This is a genomic window from Rivularia sp. PCC 7116 (assembly GCF_000316665.1).
GTDB lineage: Bacteria > Cyanobacteriota > Cyanobacteriia > Cyanobacteriales > Nostocaceae > Rivularia.
In genome coordinates, this window is the sequence record NC_019678.1 from 8,453,995 (window position 1) to 8,472,479 (window position 18,485).

General features: G+C 38.0%; 14 protein-coding genes. 6 read left to right on the plus strand and 8 right to left on the minus strand.

What is annotated here, in order from left to right; all coding sequences use genetic code 11:
- Positions 1-32: 32 nt before the first annotated feature.
- Positions 33-878 carry a methyltransferase domain-containing protein gene (locus RIV7116_RS32400; RefSeq protein ID WP_015122577.1) on the minus strand — a complete coding sequence of 282 codons (846 nt, stop codon included), beginning with the start codon at positions 876-878 and terminating at the stop codon, positions 33-35.
- Positions 879-1,115: 237 nt separating this feature from the next.
- Here RIV7116_RS32400 and RIV7116_RS32405 point away from each other — a divergent pair, with 237 nt between their 5' ends.
- Positions 1,116-2,450, plus strand: coding sequence for a TrkH family potassium uptake protein (locus tag RIV7116_RS32405; RefSeq protein ID WP_015122578.1), 1,335 nt, complete (start codon positions 1,116-1,118; stop codon positions 2,448-2,450).
- Positions 2,451-2,717: 267 nt separating this feature from the next.
- Positions 2,718-3,431 (plus strand): TrkA family potassium uptake protein, encoded by a 714-nt coding sequence (locus RIV7116_RS32410; RefSeq protein ID WP_015122579.1) that lies wholly within the window; start codon positions 2,718-2,720, stop codon positions 3,429-3,431.
- Between the two features lie 132 nt (positions 3,432-3,563).
- Here RIV7116_RS32410 and RIV7116_RS32415 read toward each other — a convergent pair whose 3' ends face one another.
- Entirely contained in the window at positions 3,564-4,220 is a 657-nt protein-coding gene (locus RIV7116_RS32415) for a precorrin-8X methylmutase (RefSeq protein ID WP_015122580.1), read from the minus strand.
- Between the two features lie 256 nt (positions 4,221-4,476).
- Positions 4,477-5,283 carry a TPM domain-containing protein gene (locus RIV7116_RS32420; RefSeq protein WP_015122581.1) on the minus strand — a complete coding sequence of 269 codons (807 nt, stop codon included), beginning with the start codon at positions 5,281-5,283 and terminating at the stop codon, positions 4,477-4,479.
- Positions 5,284-5,565: 282 nt separating this feature from the next.
- On the opposite strand from RIV7116_RS32420, the gene RIV7116_RS32425 reads away from it, so the two are divergent.
- Positions 5,566-6,414, plus strand: a complete 849-nt coding sequence (locus tag RIV7116_RS32425) for a phytanoyl-CoA dioxygenase family protein (RefSeq protein WP_015122582.1) — start codon at positions 5,566-5,568, stop codon at positions 6,412-6,414.
- 4 nt (positions 6,415-6,418) lie between these two features.
- Here the strand turns inward: RIV7116_RS32425 and RIV7116_RS32430 are convergent, their stop codons facing one another.
- From RIV7116_RS32430 to RIV7116_RS32440, 3 genes are all read right to left on the minus strand, one after another.
- Entirely contained in the window at positions 6,419-9,016 is a 2,598-nt protein-coding gene (locus RIV7116_RS32430; RefSeq protein WP_015122583.1) for a chloride channel protein, read from the minus strand.
- A gap of 413 nt (positions 9,017-9,429) precedes the next feature.
- A complete protein-coding gene (locus tag RIV7116_RS32435) occupies positions 9,430-10,728 on the minus strand; it encodes a TldD/PmbA family protein (protein ID WP_015122584.1) in 1,299 nt (432 codons plus the stop codon).
- A 172-nt stretch (positions 10,729-10,900) separates the two neighbouring features.
- On the minus strand, positions 10,901-11,755 hold the full coding sequence (locus tag RIV7116_RS32440; protein WP_015122585.1) for a Tab2/Atab2 family RNA-binding protein: 855 nt from the start codon (positions 11,753-11,755) through the stop codon (positions 10,901-10,903).
- 342 nt (positions 11,756-12,097) lie between these two features.
- Between RIV7116_RS32440 and RIV7116_RS34395 the strand changes: the two genes are divergently transcribed.
- A complete protein-coding gene (locus RIV7116_RS34395) occupies positions 12,098-14,380 on the plus strand; it encodes an ATP-binding protein (protein WP_015122586.1) in 2,283 nt (760 codons plus the stop codon).
- 387 nt (positions 14,381-14,767) lie between these two features.
- The gene (locus tag RIV7116_RS32450) at positions 14,768-15,511 is read left to right on the plus strand and encodes a DUF561 domain-containing protein (RefSeq protein WP_015122587.1); all 744 of its coding nucleotides are present in this window, start codon (positions 14,768-14,770) and stop codon (positions 15,509-15,511) included.
- 143 nt (positions 15,512-15,654) lie between these two features.
- On the opposite strand, the gene RIV7116_RS32455 is transcribed toward RIV7116_RS32450, so the two are convergent.
- Positions 15,655-16,779 (minus strand): DegT/DnrJ/EryC1/StrS aminotransferase family protein, encoded by a 1,125-nt coding sequence (locus RIV7116_RS32455; protein WP_015122588.1) that lies wholly within the window; start codon positions 16,777-16,779, stop codon positions 15,655-15,657.
- A gap of 309 nt (positions 16,780-17,088) precedes the next feature.
- Here RIV7116_RS32455 and fetB point away from each other — a divergent pair, with 309 nt between their 5' ends.
- Positions 17,089-17,889 carry an iron export ABC transporter permease subunit FetB gene (gene fetB, locus RIV7116_RS32460; RefSeq protein ID WP_015122589.1) on the plus strand — a complete coding sequence of 267 codons (801 nt, stop codon included), beginning with the start codon at positions 17,089-17,091 and terminating at the stop codon, positions 17,887-17,889.
- A gap of 117 nt (positions 17,890-18,006) precedes the next feature.
- On the opposite strand, the gene def is transcribed toward fetB, so the two are convergent.
- The gene (def, locus tag RIV7116_RS32465; protein ID WP_015122590.1) at positions 18,007-18,474 is read right to left on the minus strand and encodes a peptide deformylase; all 468 of its coding nucleotides are present in this window, start codon (positions 18,472-18,474) and stop codon (positions 18,007-18,009) included.
- Positions 18,475-18,485 lie beyond the last annotated feature (11 nt).

Genomic DNA, 18,485 nt, shown 5'->3' on the forward strand with positions numbered 1-18,485 from the left:
AATTAAAAACCCCCTCTTCCCCCTCTTCTACATCACTCCTTAATTCCGGTTAACAAACCAAACTTAATCAAGCCACTTTCATAACCGCGACTCATTAAACCAAGGGACATTGCACCTTGAATTGTTTTCCAACCAGCACGCAATAAACCAAACAATGCTTTGGCATTAAAAGCAGAATCAATTACCACATTCCAAAAAGGAGCCACAGCTTCCGACCAATCCGCAGTGCTAATATTTTGTAAAGGTAGTTGACGAGCAATTTCTTCGTATTCGGGCAGAGAAATTACGTATGGTAAGCAATACACCTCATAAATCTGCTGTAAATGCTTTTTTTCCTCTGCACTTAAAGGTGATTCATCGGTGGCACGATGACACCAAGTGACTAAAATCAACTTTCCTCCCGGCTTGAGTACCCGGTAGCATTCTTGTAAAAATTTTTGCTTGTCCGGCATATGCTCGCCGCTTTCCAAAGACCAAACTAAATCAAAGCTGTTATCCTCGAAGGGCATATCCAAAGCATCTGCCACCTGAAAATTAGTTCTATGCTGTAAACCAAACTCAGCCGCCCGCTCGCTTGCTCTTTGTGCCTGTACGGGGCTTAAAGTAATACCAGTAGCCGCAGCGTTAAATTTATCCGCTAAATACAAAGAACTTCCACCGATGCCGCAACCCACATCTAAAATATTTTCAGCTTGCTGCACCTGTGCCCATTGCAACAACTCCTCAATTAAATCAATTTGTGCTTGACGGCGGTTTTTTTGTTCTTTACCATCGGCACCGTAATAACCGTGATGCATATGCTCCCCCCATATGTCTTCCCAGAGACTAGAAGAAGCATCGTAGAATTGCTGAATTTGCTGGCTTAGTGTTGCTGTCATGAGTTGAGCAATGTTAAGACTGTCGCAGAATTAAAAAACATATATTGGTAGGCTACCACGTGTGTTTTGTTTCCAGAAGGAAAAATACTCCATCCGCAATAAGATGGAATAATTCGTTGTAATAGCTTTTTATATGATTCTGCTGATTTCGGGTTTTAAATTAAAAACCAGCCCTCGCCCTCAAGCAGAGGAAAATCCAAAATCCCCAAACCTTAAAATCCAAAATCTAAAATCCATATGACTGCTCCTCAAAAAATTTGCTTTGGCTTTCTGGCAGTAATTGCTGTAGGAACTGTTTTATTAATGATGCCTTTTTCCACAGCTACGAATACCTGGAATAGCCCAATTGTTGCTTTATTTACCGCGACTTCTGCCGTTTGCGTTACGGGTTTGGCTGTAGTTGATACCGGTACAGATTTTTCCTTCTGGGGTCAGTTATTTATTCTGTTGCTCGCACAAGTCGGCGGGTTGGGATATATGACATTTACAACCTTTTTAATTATGTTGACTGGGCGTAGATTTGATTTGAGGCATAAAATCGCCATTCAACAAGCTTTAGATCGGCGAGAAATGGAAGGTAGCGGTAATATTATTCGCTCCATTATTGCAGTAACGCTATTTTTTGAAATCACAGGAATCTTTTTACTACTTTTAGTATTTGTTCCCGATTTTGGATGGGATAAAGGAATGTGGTTAGCAATTTTTCACAGCATCAGTGCTTGGAATAATGCTGGTTTTAGCCTGTTTTCAAATAGCTTGGTGGATTATAATTCTTCGGGCTTATTAGTCTTTACAATCTCCGGCTTAGTTATTTTCGGTGGAATCGGATACCAAGTAATCTTAGAAATGTTTTTCTGGCTGCGCGATCGCCTGCGTCGAAGACCCCGTAATATAGTTTTATCTCTTGACTATAAAGTTGCTACTAGTACCACAATATTTTTACTAGTTTTAGGTTTGGTAGCTTTTTTCTTCGTGGAAGTCAGAAATACACAAACGATAGAAAATTTTAGTTTTCGCAGTCAACTACTAGCGGCTTGGTTTCAATCTATGACTACTAGAACTGCTGGTTTTAATAGTATTGAGATTGGCAGCATGACAACAGCAGGACTATTTATTACTATTGCTCTTATGTTCGTGGGGGCAAGTCCTGGTGGTACTGGGGGAGGCATGAAAACTACAACGATTCGAGTACTTAGTAGTTGTACAAAATCAATTCTTCAAGGAAAGGAAGAAGTTCTACTTTACGAGCGTCGTATTGCCGTATCTTTAATATTAAAAGCCGTTGGCGTGATAGTGGGTTCTGTCACTGTTGTAATTATTTGTACGATTTTAATCTCTCTTACAGACCCAGTATTTGATTTTATTCAAATATTGTTTGAAGTTGTTTCTGCTTATGCAACCGTAGGTCTTTCTACAGGAATAACTAGCAAATTCTCTATCTGGGGTAAGTTGATATTAATTTTAACTATGTATATGGGGAGAGTCGGCGTTTTACTGCTGATGTCCGCAGTACTTGGCGACCCCAAACCTACTCAAATTCACTACCCAGAAGAGGATTTACTTGTAGGGTAAGTTTGTTGCAAAATTAGCGGTTTACAGTTGTATAATATTCTGGAAAACTATAACTGTAAATCGCTAAAGGTTGATTTATTATTGTTATTGAGCTAGATAATATTTATATGTAGAAAAGAAACTCAATTTTAGCAAGTATTTACAATTAAGCTGGAATGATAAAATAAGTACAATCGGGTAAAAAAATTATAATATTTATTTATAATGTATTTATTATGACCGATTTCTGAAGCTATATAAAAGCTGTAATAATTAAGGATAAAAATAGTGAATCTGTCCTCGTTAGGGTTTTTTCGTACTTTAAACAAAACCAATCAGCAGTTTGCAGTAATTGGTTTAGGACGTTTTGGTCGTTCTGTTTGCTCGACTTTGCACAAATTGGGTTATGAAGTACTAGCAACAGATATTGAAGAAAAGCGGGTATCCCAAGCCCTGACAGAAGAAATTACCGGTCATGCTTTACAATTAGACTCAACAGAACCAGGCGCACTCAAAGAAGCAGGTATTTTTGAGTTTGACACGGTAATTATCGCAATTGGTAATTATATTCAAGAAAGTATTATCACCACTTTAAATGTCAAAGAAGGTGGTGTAAAAAATGTGGTAGCTAAAGCTTCTAGCGAAGTTCACTGTAAGTTGCTGCGAAAAGTTGGTGCAGACAGAGTTGTTTTTCCCGAACATGAAGCCGGTTGCGCTTTAGCACAAACACTTACAAAGCCTGCTATCTTAGATACCTTTGACCTCGACCCCGATAACAGTATCGTTGAAATAGCAATACCCGAAGAATTTAATGGTAAAACCGTTGCCGAACTACAGCTTCGCAATCGTTATGGTTTGAACGTATTAGCTATCAGCAACAAAACCAATGGTGGTGCTGATGAAAAATTTATCATCAATCCAGACCCCCACAAACGTCTTGAAAAAGGTTCTGCAATGGTAGTAATTGGTCACAATAAGGACATAGATCGCTTACCAATTTAAAATTTACCAGTAAAAAGTTTTAGCTATCATTAAAATTATCAAAAACCCGGTTTTTATCAACTGGGTTTTTTGACTTTTACCCATTACCCATTACCAATTACCCATTACCAATTACCCATTACCAATTACCAATTACCCATAAGCTTCCCAAGCTAAATCGATCAATCCGTCCAAAATTGCTGCTGCTACCGTAGCGCCTCCTTTTCTACTTTTAATGGTTATATTTGGTATGGAAAATTCTTTTAAACTTTTTTTGATTCCATCAATATTAATAAACTGCGGTGGTGTAGCAATGATTAAAACAGGTCTAATTTTTTCGGCTTCAATCAACTCCATCAAGCTTATCAAAGCCGTTGCTGCTTGCCCTACTACAAATATTCCCTCTGGATAGCGCTTAACTAAAGTTTCCATACCCCAAGCCGCACGAGTTTTACCTTGCTGGGGTCTGGTTTGGGCTTCAACGGCACAGTAAACTGGATTTGCAAAAGTATTTTGTACTGTTTGAGCAATACCTACTTGTACTTTTGGATTGTCTACAACAACCGTACTGCGTGATGCCAAGGCAGCAGCTGAAGCCTGCAAAGCCCGATCTGAAAATTCGATTATTGATTTATATTCAAAGTCACCCGTAGCGTAAATGACTCTTCTAATAATTTCGTACTCTGCGGGTGAAAAATGAGTATCGTCATTTTTAGAAGCATTCTCCGGCGAATGCATCGAAGCCAAAAAACCACCAATTTCTTTATCTATGCTTGATAGACTTTGAGCGTCCGTTATGTGCCATTCCATTCTCTACTTCCCTGAAACTATCCATCGATCAATTTTCACCCATAGGGGGTTGATTATCAATCTTGGCAGTTTAACTGTAAGCCCATAAAAACGAAATTAAGAGTCAAAAGTTAAACTCTTAACTCCTAACTCTTAACTTCCAAGTGATATAGTTTCCGTTTATATCGGGATTATTTCATTTTCTATTCTTCTTTTTTATCTCCTCTGCTTCTGGCGCGGTTTTTTATGATTCCAACAAAACCAAATTTGATGTAATTTATGTTTCAGAAGGAGTTGAATTACCGAGAATAGGAGTCAAGTAAGCAACCAAAACTCCAATTAAGAAACCGGAAATATTACGAACTAGAGGCAACCAATCGGAGGTACGAGTCACTACAGGACCAATTCCGAAAGCAAGGAACAAAATTCCCCACAAAGGAGAAAATATTAAAGCCCATTGCCAAGCGACAACTTGCCCCTCTTCCCTTGGCTGAGCGGCAAAACCACAAATAACTCCACCGATAACCGAAGTAATTAAGGTCAGAATCCACTGCTCTCGCGGCAAACCAGGAACGACATTGCAACCACCTTGACGCAAACAATTTTCTACAGTGTGTAAAGCTTGAATAATAGCTTGGTCTTCACCTTTTTCCCGTACAAAATATAAGTTACCGAAACGAGTTTGCAGTTCTATCCAGAAAGTACGCGGTAACAATTCATAAACATCATCCCCAACCGCAAAACTGAGAATATTACCACCACGGGAATCGGCAACCAGTAAAATACTATGGTCGTTTAAACCCCAAAACTTAATTACCGCTCTACCTGGGGTTCTGTCGTACTGAGTGAGTACTCGCAACTGCCAACCAGTTTCCTCTTCAAAATCGTAAAGTTCCTGAACTAAATTTTGTTCTTGAACAACATTCAAAGATTTTCCTAAATCTACAACTGGTGTAAATTCGTCCGGCAACAACTCTGGATTGTCGTAAGCATAGGCAGAACTCGTATGTGTCGTCCAAATCGAGCCAGCTAAAAGTAATACCGTACAAAAGGTGAAGAATCTTCGCCACAAACTATTATGCATGAGCTTTTTATATAAATTTCAACACTGAAATTAAGCAAATTGTTTCAAAAGGCAAGAAAAAATATGATGTTTCTTTACACTTTGTAACCTTATTCTAATTTATTTTACATTCATCTCAGCATTACGTTCGCATCCGATGATAAATTATTCACCTGCTTCAACCTTTGCGAGCAAACTCTTTTTGAATGGAACATATGTATCGTTTTGCTAAGATGGCTTAACCAGAATACCCAAATCGTCTCGATCCCTAGCGATCGCGAAAAAATCTAGAAGGTGAGGAGAATGTCTAAATATTTAGCTGGCAAAAGACCATCTGCGAAGCAGTTGAATGAATGGATTGAGTTTTTTCATGCTAATGGTTTTTTAGTAATTCCTAATGTTTTACAACCCGAGCAATGTCAGCTTTTAAGGAATGATTTAGAGTCAGCTATCAAAAAAACTCAAACTGAAAATTATCATCCTTTAAAGAAAAAGATGATGATGAAAAGAATGTTTGAGCATTCCAAAAATAATTTGGATTTATTTGCTTTAGAGCCAATTGTGACATTTGCAGAAAATTTGATTGGTGGAGCAAACGGTGTTGGTTATTCCATAGAGGAGGGAGTTCCCAACGCTAATGCTATTCATGTTATCCACAATAACTCTTTTACAGTTCCGGCTCAAACCGATGGATTGGCTCAAAACAAATGGCATCAGGATGATACACCACACGTTCTTTCTCTCGATGGCAAACCGCTAACTAATATTCGCTTAAATGTTCTAGCATTTACAGTTAACTATTATTTGACAGATGTTTTATCTGTGGAAAATGGGCCAACCCAAGTGATTCCGGAATCGCATTTATTTGGTAAGTTATGCGATGGTGATATTTCTGGTTATGAAGATAGAATTCATAGCTGCTTGGGAGGCATGGGTAGTGCAGTCTGTTTCAATAATCAAGTTTGGCATAGAGGTTCGAGAAACTCGTCTTTTAGTACCCGCTACATTACACAAATTACCTATGGAAAAAGATTAGTTGGACATAAATACGCACCATTTATGAATTATCAAATGCCCAGTCATTGCTATGAAGGAGCAGATACAAGATTGAAGCAACTTTTGGGATTTTTGCCTAATGGTGCTTATGGATAACTGCTTATTCCTCACTACTCATACTCCGAACTAAAATCACCGTACAATCAACCCCCGAGGCAATTGCTTCTGGAATATTGCCATTAATTGCTTGCTGTAACATTCCCTCGCCGGAAGCACCTAAAACTACTACATCGAAGTTTCCTGTTTTAACTAAGTTAATTATGCCTTCGGGTACGGAATGGGCTTTGATGTGAACCGCATTGATTTTATTAGATAGCTTGTATCTATCAATAAGCAGGCGCTTAGCTGCTTGCAGTACTTTGACATCTATTTGAGCTTCCGATGAAAAAACTTGTGTCAGACGAATTTCTAATTTTTGAGTGTAAGTAGCTAAAGCAGGCAATAATTTCAGCGCAATTTTGGAATTTGGACCACCAGCCATTGGTACTAAACAGCGTTTGAAGTTTATTGGGTTTGAAGAATTGCCTAATTTTACCAGCAATAATTCACAGGTAGCTTGACGAATTATCGTATCTACAACATTACCAAAGATGCGTCCGGGGGTATGAGTACTGCCTTTCCACCCCATTAATAATGTATCTATGTGCCGCTCTTTGACGGTTTCTAATGTTGCATTTGCGACTTCATGGGCTACTCGTATTTGAGTATGTACGGGAATTTTCCATCTTTTACCTATAACTTCGGCAGACAATAACAGCTTTCTACTTGGTGCTGTTTTCACGGGTGTTTCTGCTGGTTTATTATGACGAGAAATAGTTATTACTTGCAAACATTCAACTTCGTAACGGTTGTGTTTGGCAATCATTGCTGCCATCTGTAACAGCTTGTGTGCAGTTTCGGGATTAGCAATTAAAACTAATAATCTTCCTCTGCCAACGCTGGGTGACTGAGTTTGATAAACTTTGTAGGAAGGTTTTATTTTCGGTTGGTTGGGAAAACTTTCACAATTAAGGTAGTTCGCTTCGGCTCGAATAATATCGCCTCGGCTAATTATTCCGACGAATCTACGCCCTTCTAAAACTGGCAAACGGCTAATTTGATGCCTATTTAATAAATATAGTACGTTGCTTAAATTGTGTTCGGGGGTAATAGTTAGCGGTTGCGATGTCATTATTTCTTTTACAGGTGCATTTCTAGATAATTTGCCTTCCCGTATTTTCATCAAATCGCTTTGGGTAACAATTCCTACTAACTTACTGTTTTCTAAGACCGGAAATCCCCGTTGGGTTGAATGAGAAAATGCCTGTATCGCTTCGTCTACAGTCATCTGGGCTTGTAGGGTTTCCACCTGACGCTGCATAACTTCCTGGGCGGTTAGTTGAGTAATTCTGCCATCGATAGAATTTTCTGTATCGATATCAATACCATTAAGTTCTAAAAGTTTGGCATACAGCGAACCAGGTATTAATTTATCGGCAACTAGATAAGAGGTGACAGAACCAATCATCAAAGGTAATACCAGATTGAAATCTGTAGTTATCTCAAAAATAATCATGATTGCCGTGATCGGCACTTTAGAAACACCGCTAAAAAATGCTCCCATTCCTACCAAAGCATAAGTATCGGGGGAGCTTATACCCAAAAAGCGAAATTCTATAACCCCAATTAAATATCCCAAACATGAACCTAGAATAAGGCTGGGAGCAAATAATCCTCCAGGCGCTCCAGAGCCAAATGCGATTAATGTCAGAATAAATTGAGCTACAAATACCAACGCAACTCTGTAAACGCTTGGCTTGCCAGCAAGAATAAATTCCCGCAAACCAGTATTATTACGGAATAGTTCGGGCAACATCGCAATTAAAATGCCAGAAACTAAGCCAGCTAAAGCTAATTTTAAAGGTAGACTTATCCGTAATTTACGATAGAACTTGAGGCTTTGAATCAAACCATGTCTGAATAATGCAGCTAGCAAACCTGCCAAAAGACCTAAAATTAAGTAAAAAGGCAGTTCTGTAATCGCGAAAGTGGTTTGTGATTCGATTAATTCTAGATTTAGCTGTAAACTTCTACCGCCTAAAAGTCTGGAAAGCACTCCACCAATAAACGAAGCGATTATAGCTGTTCCTAAAGTGATTCCCGATAAATCTTGCAGTAGTTCTTCTACAACAAATAAGATACCAGTAATTGGAGCATTGAAAGCTGCCGCTAATCCCGCACCAGCACCAGCAGCTATCATCTGTCGGCGATGATCCGGAGAAGTGGGAAACACTCGACTCATTCCCGCCGCTAAAGCTGCACCCACATGAACGGTAGGTCCTTGTCTTCCCAAAGTCATTCCCGAACCCAATGTCAGAATAGCGCCGATCAATTTTACGATAGCGACTCGCCAAGATAATCTTATGGGTACATTAGCTAGACTGGCTTTTACTTGAGGAACACCGCTACCCGAAGCCTCTGGAGCAAACCTATCTACTAAGAAGCCAGCTGTAAAGCCAAAGCTAGCGCCAATTAAGGGTAAAGCAAACAATGCTGGGATTGCATAAGAGGTGTTTACTCGAAATGTTCCTAAACTACCCGAACTAAATCTAAGAAATATCGCAGATAAAGCAGCAACTACCCCAATAACACAAGCTTCTGCAATTGCTAAACCTTTTCTGGGCTGCCAAAAATCACGAAAATACTTAGTCAGAAACATATTGGAGCATTATGTATTGGATTTAGGTCGTGAGCATTGGAAATTCGCAAATGGCAAAAGATATATTTATTTTTTAGAGCATGACAATTTTTGAAAAGATGCATGTCTGACATCGAATTTGCGCCTTCGGCTTTGCTGCGACTAAAGCATTGCAGATGCAAATTTTTGAAATGCCTACTTGATAAGACTCTTCATTACTTAAAGTAAGAGAATATATTTGAGATTTAGCAATATTAATATCAATAAATATCGTCTGCCACTAGAGCTAATATTAGTCGAATCACAAACTTTCAACTAATAAGTTTTAATTCCTAAAAATAGTATAGTTATATGTTAAACTAAAATACTATTTTTAAAATTTTTAAAAATTAATAACCACGTTCACCCATAAAAGGGTGAGGTATATTTAAATATTACGAACTATTTTTACCAGTGCAGGATAATCCATCAACTATCAAAGATGGAGTGTAACAAGAACCATTCCACTCAGCATCTCCACCAAGTTTAATTAAGTGCTTTAAAGCTGTGTAAACATTACCGGATACCATAGTATCTTTAACACGTCCGGTTACTTGACCATTTTGGACGTAATAGCCCAAGTCAATATTGATAGAAAAATCACCAGAGATTCCTCCACCTCCACCCAGTATTTGGTCTACAATCAAGCCGCTATCCATTTCTTTAATTAATTGCTGCAAACTTCCACTTCCCGGTTTTATCAGAAAGTTAAATAACCCCGGAGTGGGATAACTACTTAAACTTGGGCGAAAACCATTACCAGTAGTATCCATATTTAACTGATTCCCCGTAGCGCGATCGCAGTAAAAATTTTGCAATATTCCATCTTGAACAAAAACTAAATCGCGGGTAGGGGTACCTTCGTCGTCAAAGGGACAGCTATAAGGTCCAGCATTAGGCTCTTGGTAAAGAGTAAGCAAAGGCGAAACCACTGGTTTATCCACACGCTCAACCCAAGGAGAAGAACCTTCTAAGACTCGTTTACCATTCAGTGCAGCTTGCAAAGTACCCCAAAGCATATCGGCAGCTTTAGAAGTAAACAAAACTGGGATGCGATTCAATGGTATTTCTACATTGGACTTTGCCCAATTTAATCGCTGTAAAATTTGTTGGGCTAATCCATCGGGATTGAGTTTTCCGCGTTCGGTTTGCCCATCCGCAACGCTTAAAAAATCATCACCTCTTACCCACTCTGCGGAAACATAGCAGCTGAGGGTGGTATCAGTATAGTGAGAATCCAAGCCTTGAGTGTTGACTAACCTTGTGGTTTCTAAATCGCATTCCCAATCACCATTACAAATAACATCTGGGTAAACATCGCGAATCAAATCAATAGTCTGTTTTCCCCATTCCGCTAACTTGGAAGCAGGTACATCTTCTCCAAGGTTTGGGTAAACAAATTCAGAATTACCAGTTAATTTTGCTTCTTCAGGCTGATTTAACTTACTTAAAGCAATAGCCTTTGCCACCATAGTTTCCGCTGCAACGGGGCCATTTGCCACAGTAAGCCCCGGACGATTTTCGTACCATAATCGTAATGCAGTACCCGTACTTTGATTGCTTTCAAGTTGTTTAAGGCGGTTTGCTTCAAAAAAAACTGGTTTAGAAAGCGAATGCGATTGATATACCTCCGCTTCAGTCGCACCAGCTTTCGTTGCTAGCTCCAGCAACTGTTCTGCCAAATTATTAGTCATTTTAGTTGTTAGTAGTTAGTTACTAGTAGTTAATTACTAGTAATTATTCAAAAGAAAATATAATTACAGGTCAAAGGATATCAGCGAACAGTGACCACTGACCAGTTAAAATTTTTATTCTCCTAACTCCTAACTCTTAATTCCCAACTTTCAACTTTTATTCCCCATCTCCTCAAATTTCTCTTAACAGCCAAAAACCTGCAAAAGATTCCGAAGTTGGATCTGACTGTACTCCAATAAAATGAACCCCGTTAGCCTTTTGCTTGGCTTGTTCAAAATTTTGTGCTTCCAAGAGCATTTGTGGATTTTTAATATTGGCTAAAATCCAGCTTTCAGTGGCACCCGTTTCCAGAAGCAACCTGCCTGTTTTGGAACTATCAAATCTTAACCAGGCTAACTCTAAGCCAGACATCCAAGCTGCGATAGGTAATGCTCTATTAGAAAAAATCAAAACACCAGGAATTTTATTTTCCGATGAAATGCCAGCTAAATCTAAAGGAAAAGCCTCACCAAAATCAATATTCCACTCTGGCATATCCGCAAAATCCGCAGCACTCAAGGTCACAAATTGTAATTGTTCTCCCTCCAAAGCATCGGGTAAGCGTTGGGGTAAAGGAGATTCCAATCTGACTGAGGGATTAGTACCTCCTTGGTAACCTGCTTCTTGAGGATAAACTTCATCCATTCGCTGTTGTAGCCATTGGTTTAACGCTAATGTCCGACGACTTGTTTGGGCAGGAATACCAATCTCCTCACAAGCTTTAGTAATCATATTGTTCATTTGACGGCGGAAAAAGCGGATTTTAACCGGTGCTTCTCCTGCTTTACCTATCGCTTCTTGCAACGCAGTTTGCAGCCATACAGAATTCACCGTTGCACTAGAACAGTATTTAGCGTAGCGAAATAAGGAATCAGTTTTACTGCTGATATCCAAAGGAGTTTCACAAATCAACACTTCCCAAACTTTCTTTTTATTTTCGTCCAAAATCGGACGCGAGTAGTAATCGAGTTCCCAAATGCTGCCCATATTATGCCGTAATCCCAAAAGCTACTTTATATCTATTTTTTTACTATAGAACAGGCAGCGATCGCCTTTGGATGATAGTGGGTAATATCCGATAAAAATATCAAAAATAATCTGTATCTAAAGACACTTACGTTTTTGTCATCAGGCATTGGATAATTATCTAATAGTTTTACATTTAAATACAACATTAGGACGTAGATTTTTATTAACTTTCGTCTTAGGAAAGTATGCTCGTTAGTTGAGATATTCTTTTAAAGAAAGATTAAAACTAAATGATGTCGATTCTTAGTTTGATTGTGGGAATTATAAATAATAAGCAAACTTAGATTAAGGGGTCAAAAGATGCTTTCCTATACCACCAGTCAACTTTTTGACTTAAATGCGATTGTAAAAGCTTCGGAAGCTATACAAAGCGAAATGGATATAGAAAATCTACCTAGTGCAGCATTAGAAATTATTTTAGAAACAGCCAGCGCTCAAAAGGGTTGTTTAATTCTAGAAAAAGACCAGCAATTATTTATAGAAGCGATAAAGAATAACGAAGATAGCAACAAAATAATCGCAAAATCAATGCCCGTTGCTACTTGCGTTGATATACCTCAAGAAATCATTAATCATGCAATCATTTTTCAAGAAAGTATAGTTATTCAGAACGCCACAGATTCTATTTATAGCCATGATATTTATATTGAGCGCCATAAATCTAAATCTATTTTATGTATACCAATAAATTTTCAAAGCAAATTTATTGGTATTATTTATTTGGAGAATACTCTTAAAACCAATGCATTTACACTGTTCAAACAAGAAACTATTAAAATTCTTGTTTCTCAAGTTGCGATCGCAGTCAAAAATGCTCGTTTATTTGCTAGCGAACAAGAAAAATCACGCATCCTGAAATTTAGAACCGAAATCGATTCAAATCTAGCAAGAAGCAGCGATTTACAGCAAATGCTGCAAAAATGTACGGAGATTATGCTTTCTTATCTAGATATGGCATTTGTGAGAATTTGGATTCATAATCCCCAAGAAAAAGTTTTAAAATTACAAGCAAGTGCTGGTATGTATACGCATATAGACGGTTCTCACAGTCGCATACCAGTAGGCAAATATAAAATAGGTTTAATTGCTACAGAAAATAAACCCCATATTACTAATTCGGTTCAAACTGATGCAAGAATAAGTGATAAGCAATGGGCTATTCGCGAAGGAATGGTAGCTTTTGCTGGATATCCATTAATTGCTGATTCGGAACTTATGGGTGTTGTAGCAATGTTTTCTAAGCAAACTATCAGTCAAAGTGTTCTTGATGTACTAAGTTTCATCGCCAAAGAAATTGCTACTGCTATAAAACGTAAAAATATAGAAGAAGCTTTACAACAACAAGAACAACAATACCGCAGCATTTTTGAAACAGTGAATGATGGATTATCAATATTTGATTTAGAAACTGGTAAGGCAGTTGCTGTAAATCCGACATTATGTCAAATGTATGGTTATTCGAGTGAAGAATTTATAACTCTAAATGCTTCTGATTACATTCACTCAGATTGTCTTTATCTATTTGATGATTTTGTTGTAACTATAAAATCTGGTGAGGATTTTTCTTGCCAAGCCGTTGTTATCCATAAAAACGGTACGCTGTTTGATATCGAGATCAAAGCTACATCTTTCATTTACAATGGTAAACTTCATGCACTGGTAATTGCGCGAGATATTCGCGAACGCAATCAAGCACAACAAGCTTTAAAACAGCGCACTCGGGAATTAGAACAAGCTTTAGTGCAGTTACAATCGACTCAATCGCAACTAATACAAACTGAAAAAATCTCTCAACTCGGGCAATTAGTTGCTGGTGTTGCTCACGAAGTAAATAACCCAGTCAGTTTTATTTCCGGCAACTTATCCCATGCCGAAAATTATACAAAAGATTTATTTGGCTTACTAAATTTATATCAACAGGAATTTCCAAGTCCAGGAGATACTATCGAAGAAGAAATTGAAGCAATCGATTTAGAATACCTAGCCGAAGATTTGCCTAAAATGATTTCTTCGATGAAATTAGGAACTGACCGTATTAAAGATATTATGTTGTCGTTACGCAATTATTCGCGTACTAGTTCCGATGAGAAAAAGGCTGTTAATTTACATGAAGGTCTCGATACTACCTTAATGATTTTATCTCATCGTCTTAAGGCTAAACCGCAACGTCCGGCAATTCAAATTGTCAAAAATTATGCCGAACTACCTTTAGTTGAATGCTATTACGGTCAAATAAACCAAGTATTTATGAATTTGATTTCTAATGCTGTTGATGCTTTGGATGAATCGAATCAAGGGAAAACCTATGAAGAAGTGAGTCAAAACCCGAATATGATTACAATCACTACCGAAAAAGATGATAGCTGGGCAACTATAATTATTGCAGACAATGGAACCGGAATTCCTCTACAAATCAAAGAAAAGTTATTCGATGCCTTTTTCACAACTAAAGTCGAAGGAAAAGGAACTGGTTTGGGATTATCGATTAGCTATCAAATTATCACCCAAAAGCACGGCGGTACTTTAGATTGTATTACCTCACCAGGAAACGGGGCTAGATTTATAATTAAAATTCCAGTTTAATATTCTCATTCATCAGTTACAAAAAAATCTTCATGCTAGTTTAGTAGACCAAAATTAAAAAACTCTTTTATACCCGATGAATATTTATAACTCCAAGAAAAAACCAAACTAATAAAACTGGATTTTACATTTTGCACCACCGTCAGAAACTGGGTTTATTTTTCGTTTAATAATGCAATCAACATATTTCACGAAAATAAACCTAATAGTTCTTTTGATTTATTCTAAGGGGTGTATAGAAAACATAAAAAATTATTCTACCCCCTCCACCCTCTCTTCCCCCTCCTCATGCTTCCCGGTTAACATTTATGATCTAGGATAGCCGCAGCTTAAAGTAATATGGTAACGGTAAAATAATCTTTATTTGCCCAGCATCCTTCGATTTTTATGATTATGAATTCTACACTAGAACGTGCATTTACCAATCGTCGCGTACTTAAAGTCATCAGCGGCTTGAATAACTTTGATACTAACCGAGTTGCTGCAACCGTGAAAGCTGCACACCAAGGTGGTGCAACTTTTCTTGATATCGCAGCTGATGCTGAACTGGTAAAAATGGCAAAAAAATTAACCGATCTGCCAATATGTGTATCGGCTGTAGAACCCGAAAAATTTCTCAAAGCAGTTGCATCTGGTGCTGACTTAATCGAAATTGGTAATTTCGATTCTTTCTACGCTCAAGGAATTAGATTTGAAGCCTCCGAAGTTTTAGCATTAACAAAGCAAACCCGCGCATTACTTCCTAGAATTACCCTTTCCGTTACCGTTCCCCATATTCTGACATTAGATCGACAGGTACAGTTAGCCGAAGAATTAGTAAAAGCAGGTGCGGATATTATTCAAACAGAAGGTGGTACCAGCAGCAAACCTCAAAATGCAGGTACTTTAGGATTAATTGAAAAAGCATCTCCGACATTAGCGGCAGCTTACGAAATTTCTCGCGCTGTTTCGGTTCCCGTACTCTGCGCTTCGGGTATTTCTAGCGTTACCGCACCCTTAGCAATTGCTGCTGGTGCTGCTGGTGTTGGAGTGGGTTCGGCAATCAACCAGCTGTCGAGTGAAGTTGCCATGATTGCTGCTGTACGTAGTTTAGTTGAAGCGATTCAGACAGAAAAGAAGGTTTTGAGCTAGATAAGTAGTTCAACATAATTGATTACACAATGTCATTGCGAGTTGAATGGAGTGAAACGTAGCATTCACTCGCAATGACGGTAAATATTTGTATTTACCCACTTAATCTGTAGAGACGTAGCATTACTACGTCTCTAAATTGTTTAACCCATGACTTTCTTGATGCTATAAACTACCCGATCTTGCTGTTCTTCAGATAATTCTGGGAACATTGGTAAAGATAAAACTTCGTTGCAAGCTTGTTCTGCTACCGGTAATTGTCCCGGTTGATAACCCAGACTTTGATAAACTGGCTGTAAATGTAAAGGACGAGGATAGTAAATTGCTGTATTTACACCTTTTTCTTTTAGCCGATGGTGTAATAAATCTCTTCTACCATTCTTAACCCGGATGGTGTACTGATTCCAGACTCCGGTACCTCCAGACAATTCTTCAGGAGTTACGATACCCGGAACTTTACTAAGTAGTTCGTGGTAGCGAGCAGCTATTTTCTGTCTTTGTTGGTTCCAAACATCTAAATAACGCAATTTAATTAGCAAAATAGCTGCTTGAATAGAATCTAATCTGCTATTTACACCAATTTCTTCGTAGTGGTATTTGCTTTTTTGACCGTGGTCTTTTAAGACTCGCAATTTTTGAGCTATTTCTGCATTATTGATGGTAATTGCACCACCATCACCGCATCCGCCTAAATTTTTTGTCGGATAAAAGCTGAAGCAACCGATATCTCCGATACTTCCTACTTTTTGCTTATCCCACATTGCTCCGGTTGACTGAGCGCAATCTTCTATTACTAACAAGTTGTTGGCTTTAGCTATTGCCATTAAGGATGTCATATCCACCGGTTGTCCGAACAAATGAACCGGAATAATAGCTTTAGTTGATGGTGTTATCGCTGCTGCTACTTGCTGTAAATCCAAATTGAAAGTAGCTGCATCAATATCCACGAATACAGGCTTTGCACCTACTGCACTAATAGTTTCACAAGTTGCCACAAAGGTGAAAGGTGTAGTAATGACCTCATCACCCGCACCGATATTGTAAGCTCTTAAAGCTAAATAAAGAGCATCCGTACCAGAATTACAGGCTACACATTCGCTGACATTCGTATGAGCCGCTAGATTTTGTTCTAATTCTTCAACTAAAGGACCACCAATATAACGCCCTGAAGATAGAACATTTAAAACTGCCTCGCTAACTTCTGCTGCGATTGTAGAATATTGCTGTTTGTTATCAAAAGCTGGAATAGAATCTACACTTTGGATCATGAGTTTTGTTATATAAATATCGATGATAGTGCTGAATGACTTGTTAAATTTTGAATCATACTTAGTGTTTTATACTGTCGCCCATAATACCCCATCACCAAGAGTTTCACTTAATTATCGGCAATATAACATCTTAGTTATATGATGTTCTAAAATGTTTGATTTCGTATATTGATACATCGGTTTGCTAACTGCATCGGAAAAGAAATGTAATATTTTGAAGAATAAGTACTTAAAATCAAACCCGATGTAGTGAATCGATATTAATTGATAGTGACAAAATAGAAGTAATTTCAATAATTAATTTCAATGTCAGAATTGATAGAACTAGATTTTTTAGACTTGGCTATTGCAATAGGATTAATGGCTATAGCAATTGGTTTATCTATTTGGCAAAAAATCGGGCTGGAACTAAATTTAGCTTTTGCCACCGTCAGAACTATACTCCAGTTGCTAGTTTTGGGATACATTTTAGACTTCGTTCTTGCTTTAAATAATTTATGGGCTGTTTTGGCGATTTTAGCAGTAATGCTGACTCTTGCGGCAGTTGTCGCCAAAAATCGCATTACTCAAAAAATGCCGAGAATTTTGCCTTTGGTGTGGGGTTCCATGTTCTTGAGTACTGCATTTACCTTAATCTACGCAACTTTTTTGATAATCCAACCCGATAGATGGTTCCAACCGCAGTACGTGATTCCCCTAGCTGGAGTTGTATTGGGTAATGCCATGAATGCAGCCGCGATCGCAGGAGAGCGTTTTGTCAGTACAATCAATGCCAGCCATACTGAAATCGAAACTCATTTGAGCTTGGGAGCAACTCCGCAACAAGCTATCAAGCAGTATAAAAAAGATTCAATCCGTGCTGGTTTGATTCCTACTATCAATCAAATGATGATAATCGGAATGGTAACAATACCCGGATTCATGAGTGGATTAATAATTAGTGGGGTTGATTACGACAAACAACCATTTCAAGTTGCAGCAGAAGCCGCATCATACCAAATTTTACTGATGTTTATGGTAGCACTCAGCAACCTATTAACAACAATTGTGCTTACTAAAGCTCTTTCTCATCAGTTTTTTAACAAAGAAGCGCAATTAATCGGGTAGAAATTAAGATAGATAGTTCTATTTCTTCAATTACCAGTGAACAGTGAACAGTGAACAGTTATCGTCAATTTCCCATGCCCAATTACCAATTACCAATTACCAATTACCAATTACCAATTACCTATCAATAAAAAGAATTCCATTCAAATGGTCGATTTCATGTTGAACAAGAATCGACAGCATTCCATCACCATCAAGAGTAAAAGGATGATTTTCTCGATTTACAGCCTTTAATCTGATATTATTAAAGCGTTTAACTGTTTCTCGTCTTCCTGGAAAACTTAAGCATCCTTCGCTGGAGTCAATAAGATTTTCTTGATGCTCTATTTCGGGATTCACGATACACAATATATCTTCAGGTTGATAATTTTTGCTTTTATTTCCTGCAATACGTTTCTTATTTAAAACAAATACCCGCTTCAATTCTCCAATTTGAGGCGCAGCTAATCCCATAGAATCCTCTGCAAGCATAGTATCAATCAAATCTTCAACCAAAACTTGCAAGCCTGAATCAAAAACATCAATTTTACTTGATACTTCTCTAAGCAAAGAATTGGGATGATAAACGAGAGGTTTAACAACCATATAATTTACTA

What these genes read in the sequence shown, in the direction of transcription:
- RIV7116_RS32400 (WP_015122577.1), bottom strand. Translation starts at nt 878, where the DNA reads ATGACAGCAACACTAAGCCAGCAAATTCAGCAATTCTACGATGCTTCT.
- RIV7116_RS32430 (WP_015122583.1), bottom strand. Translation starts at nt 9,016, where the DNA reads ATGTTTCTGACTAAGTATTTTCGTGATTTTTGGCAGCCCAGAAAAGGT.
- RIV7116_RS32415 (WP_015122580.1), bottom strand. Translation starts at nt 4,220, where the DNA reads ATGGAATGGCACATAACGGACGCTCAAAGTCTATCAAGCATAGATAAA.
- RIV7116_RS32455 (WP_015122588.1), bottom strand. Translation starts at nt 16,779, where the DNA reads ATGATCCAAAGTGTAGATTCTATTCCAGCTTTTGATAACAAACAGCAA.
- RIV7116_RS34395 (WP_015122586.1), top strand. Translation starts at nt 12,098, where the DNA reads ATGCTTTCCTATACCACCAGTCAACTTTTTGACTTAAATGCGATTGTA.
- RIV7116_RS32425 (WP_015122582.1), top strand. Translation starts at nt 5,566, where the DNA reads ATGTCTAAATATTTAGCTGGCAAAAGACCATCTGCGAAGCAGTTGAAT.
- RIV7116_RS32420 (WP_015122581.1), bottom strand. Translation starts at nt 5,283, where the DNA reads ATGCATAATAGTTTGTGGCGAAGATTCTTCACCTTTTGTACGGTATTA.
- fetB (WP_015122589.1), top strand. Translation starts at nt 17,089, where the DNA reads ATGTCAGAATTGATAGAACTAGATTTTTTAGACTTGGCTATTGCAATA.
- RIV7116_RS32440 (WP_015122585.1), bottom strand. Translation starts at nt 11,755, where the DNA reads ATGGGCAGCATTTGGGAACTCGATTACTACTCGCGTCCGATTTTGGAC.
- RIV7116_RS32405 (WP_015122578.1), top strand. Translation starts at nt 1,116, where the DNA reads ATGACTGCTCCTCAAAAAATTTGCTTTGGCTTTCTGGCAGTAATTGCT.
- RIV7116_RS32435 (WP_015122584.1), bottom strand. Translation starts at nt 10,728, where the DNA reads ATGACTAATAATTTGGCAGAACAGTTGCTGGAGCTAGCAACGAAAGCT.
- RIV7116_RS32450 (WP_015122587.1), top strand. Translation starts at nt 14,768, where the DNA reads ATGATTATGAATTCTACACTAGAACGTGCATTTACCAATCGTCGCGTA.
- def (WP_015122590.1), bottom strand. Translation starts at nt 18,474, where the DNA reads ATGGTTGTTAAACCTCTCGTTTATCATCCCAATTCTTTGCTTAGAGAA.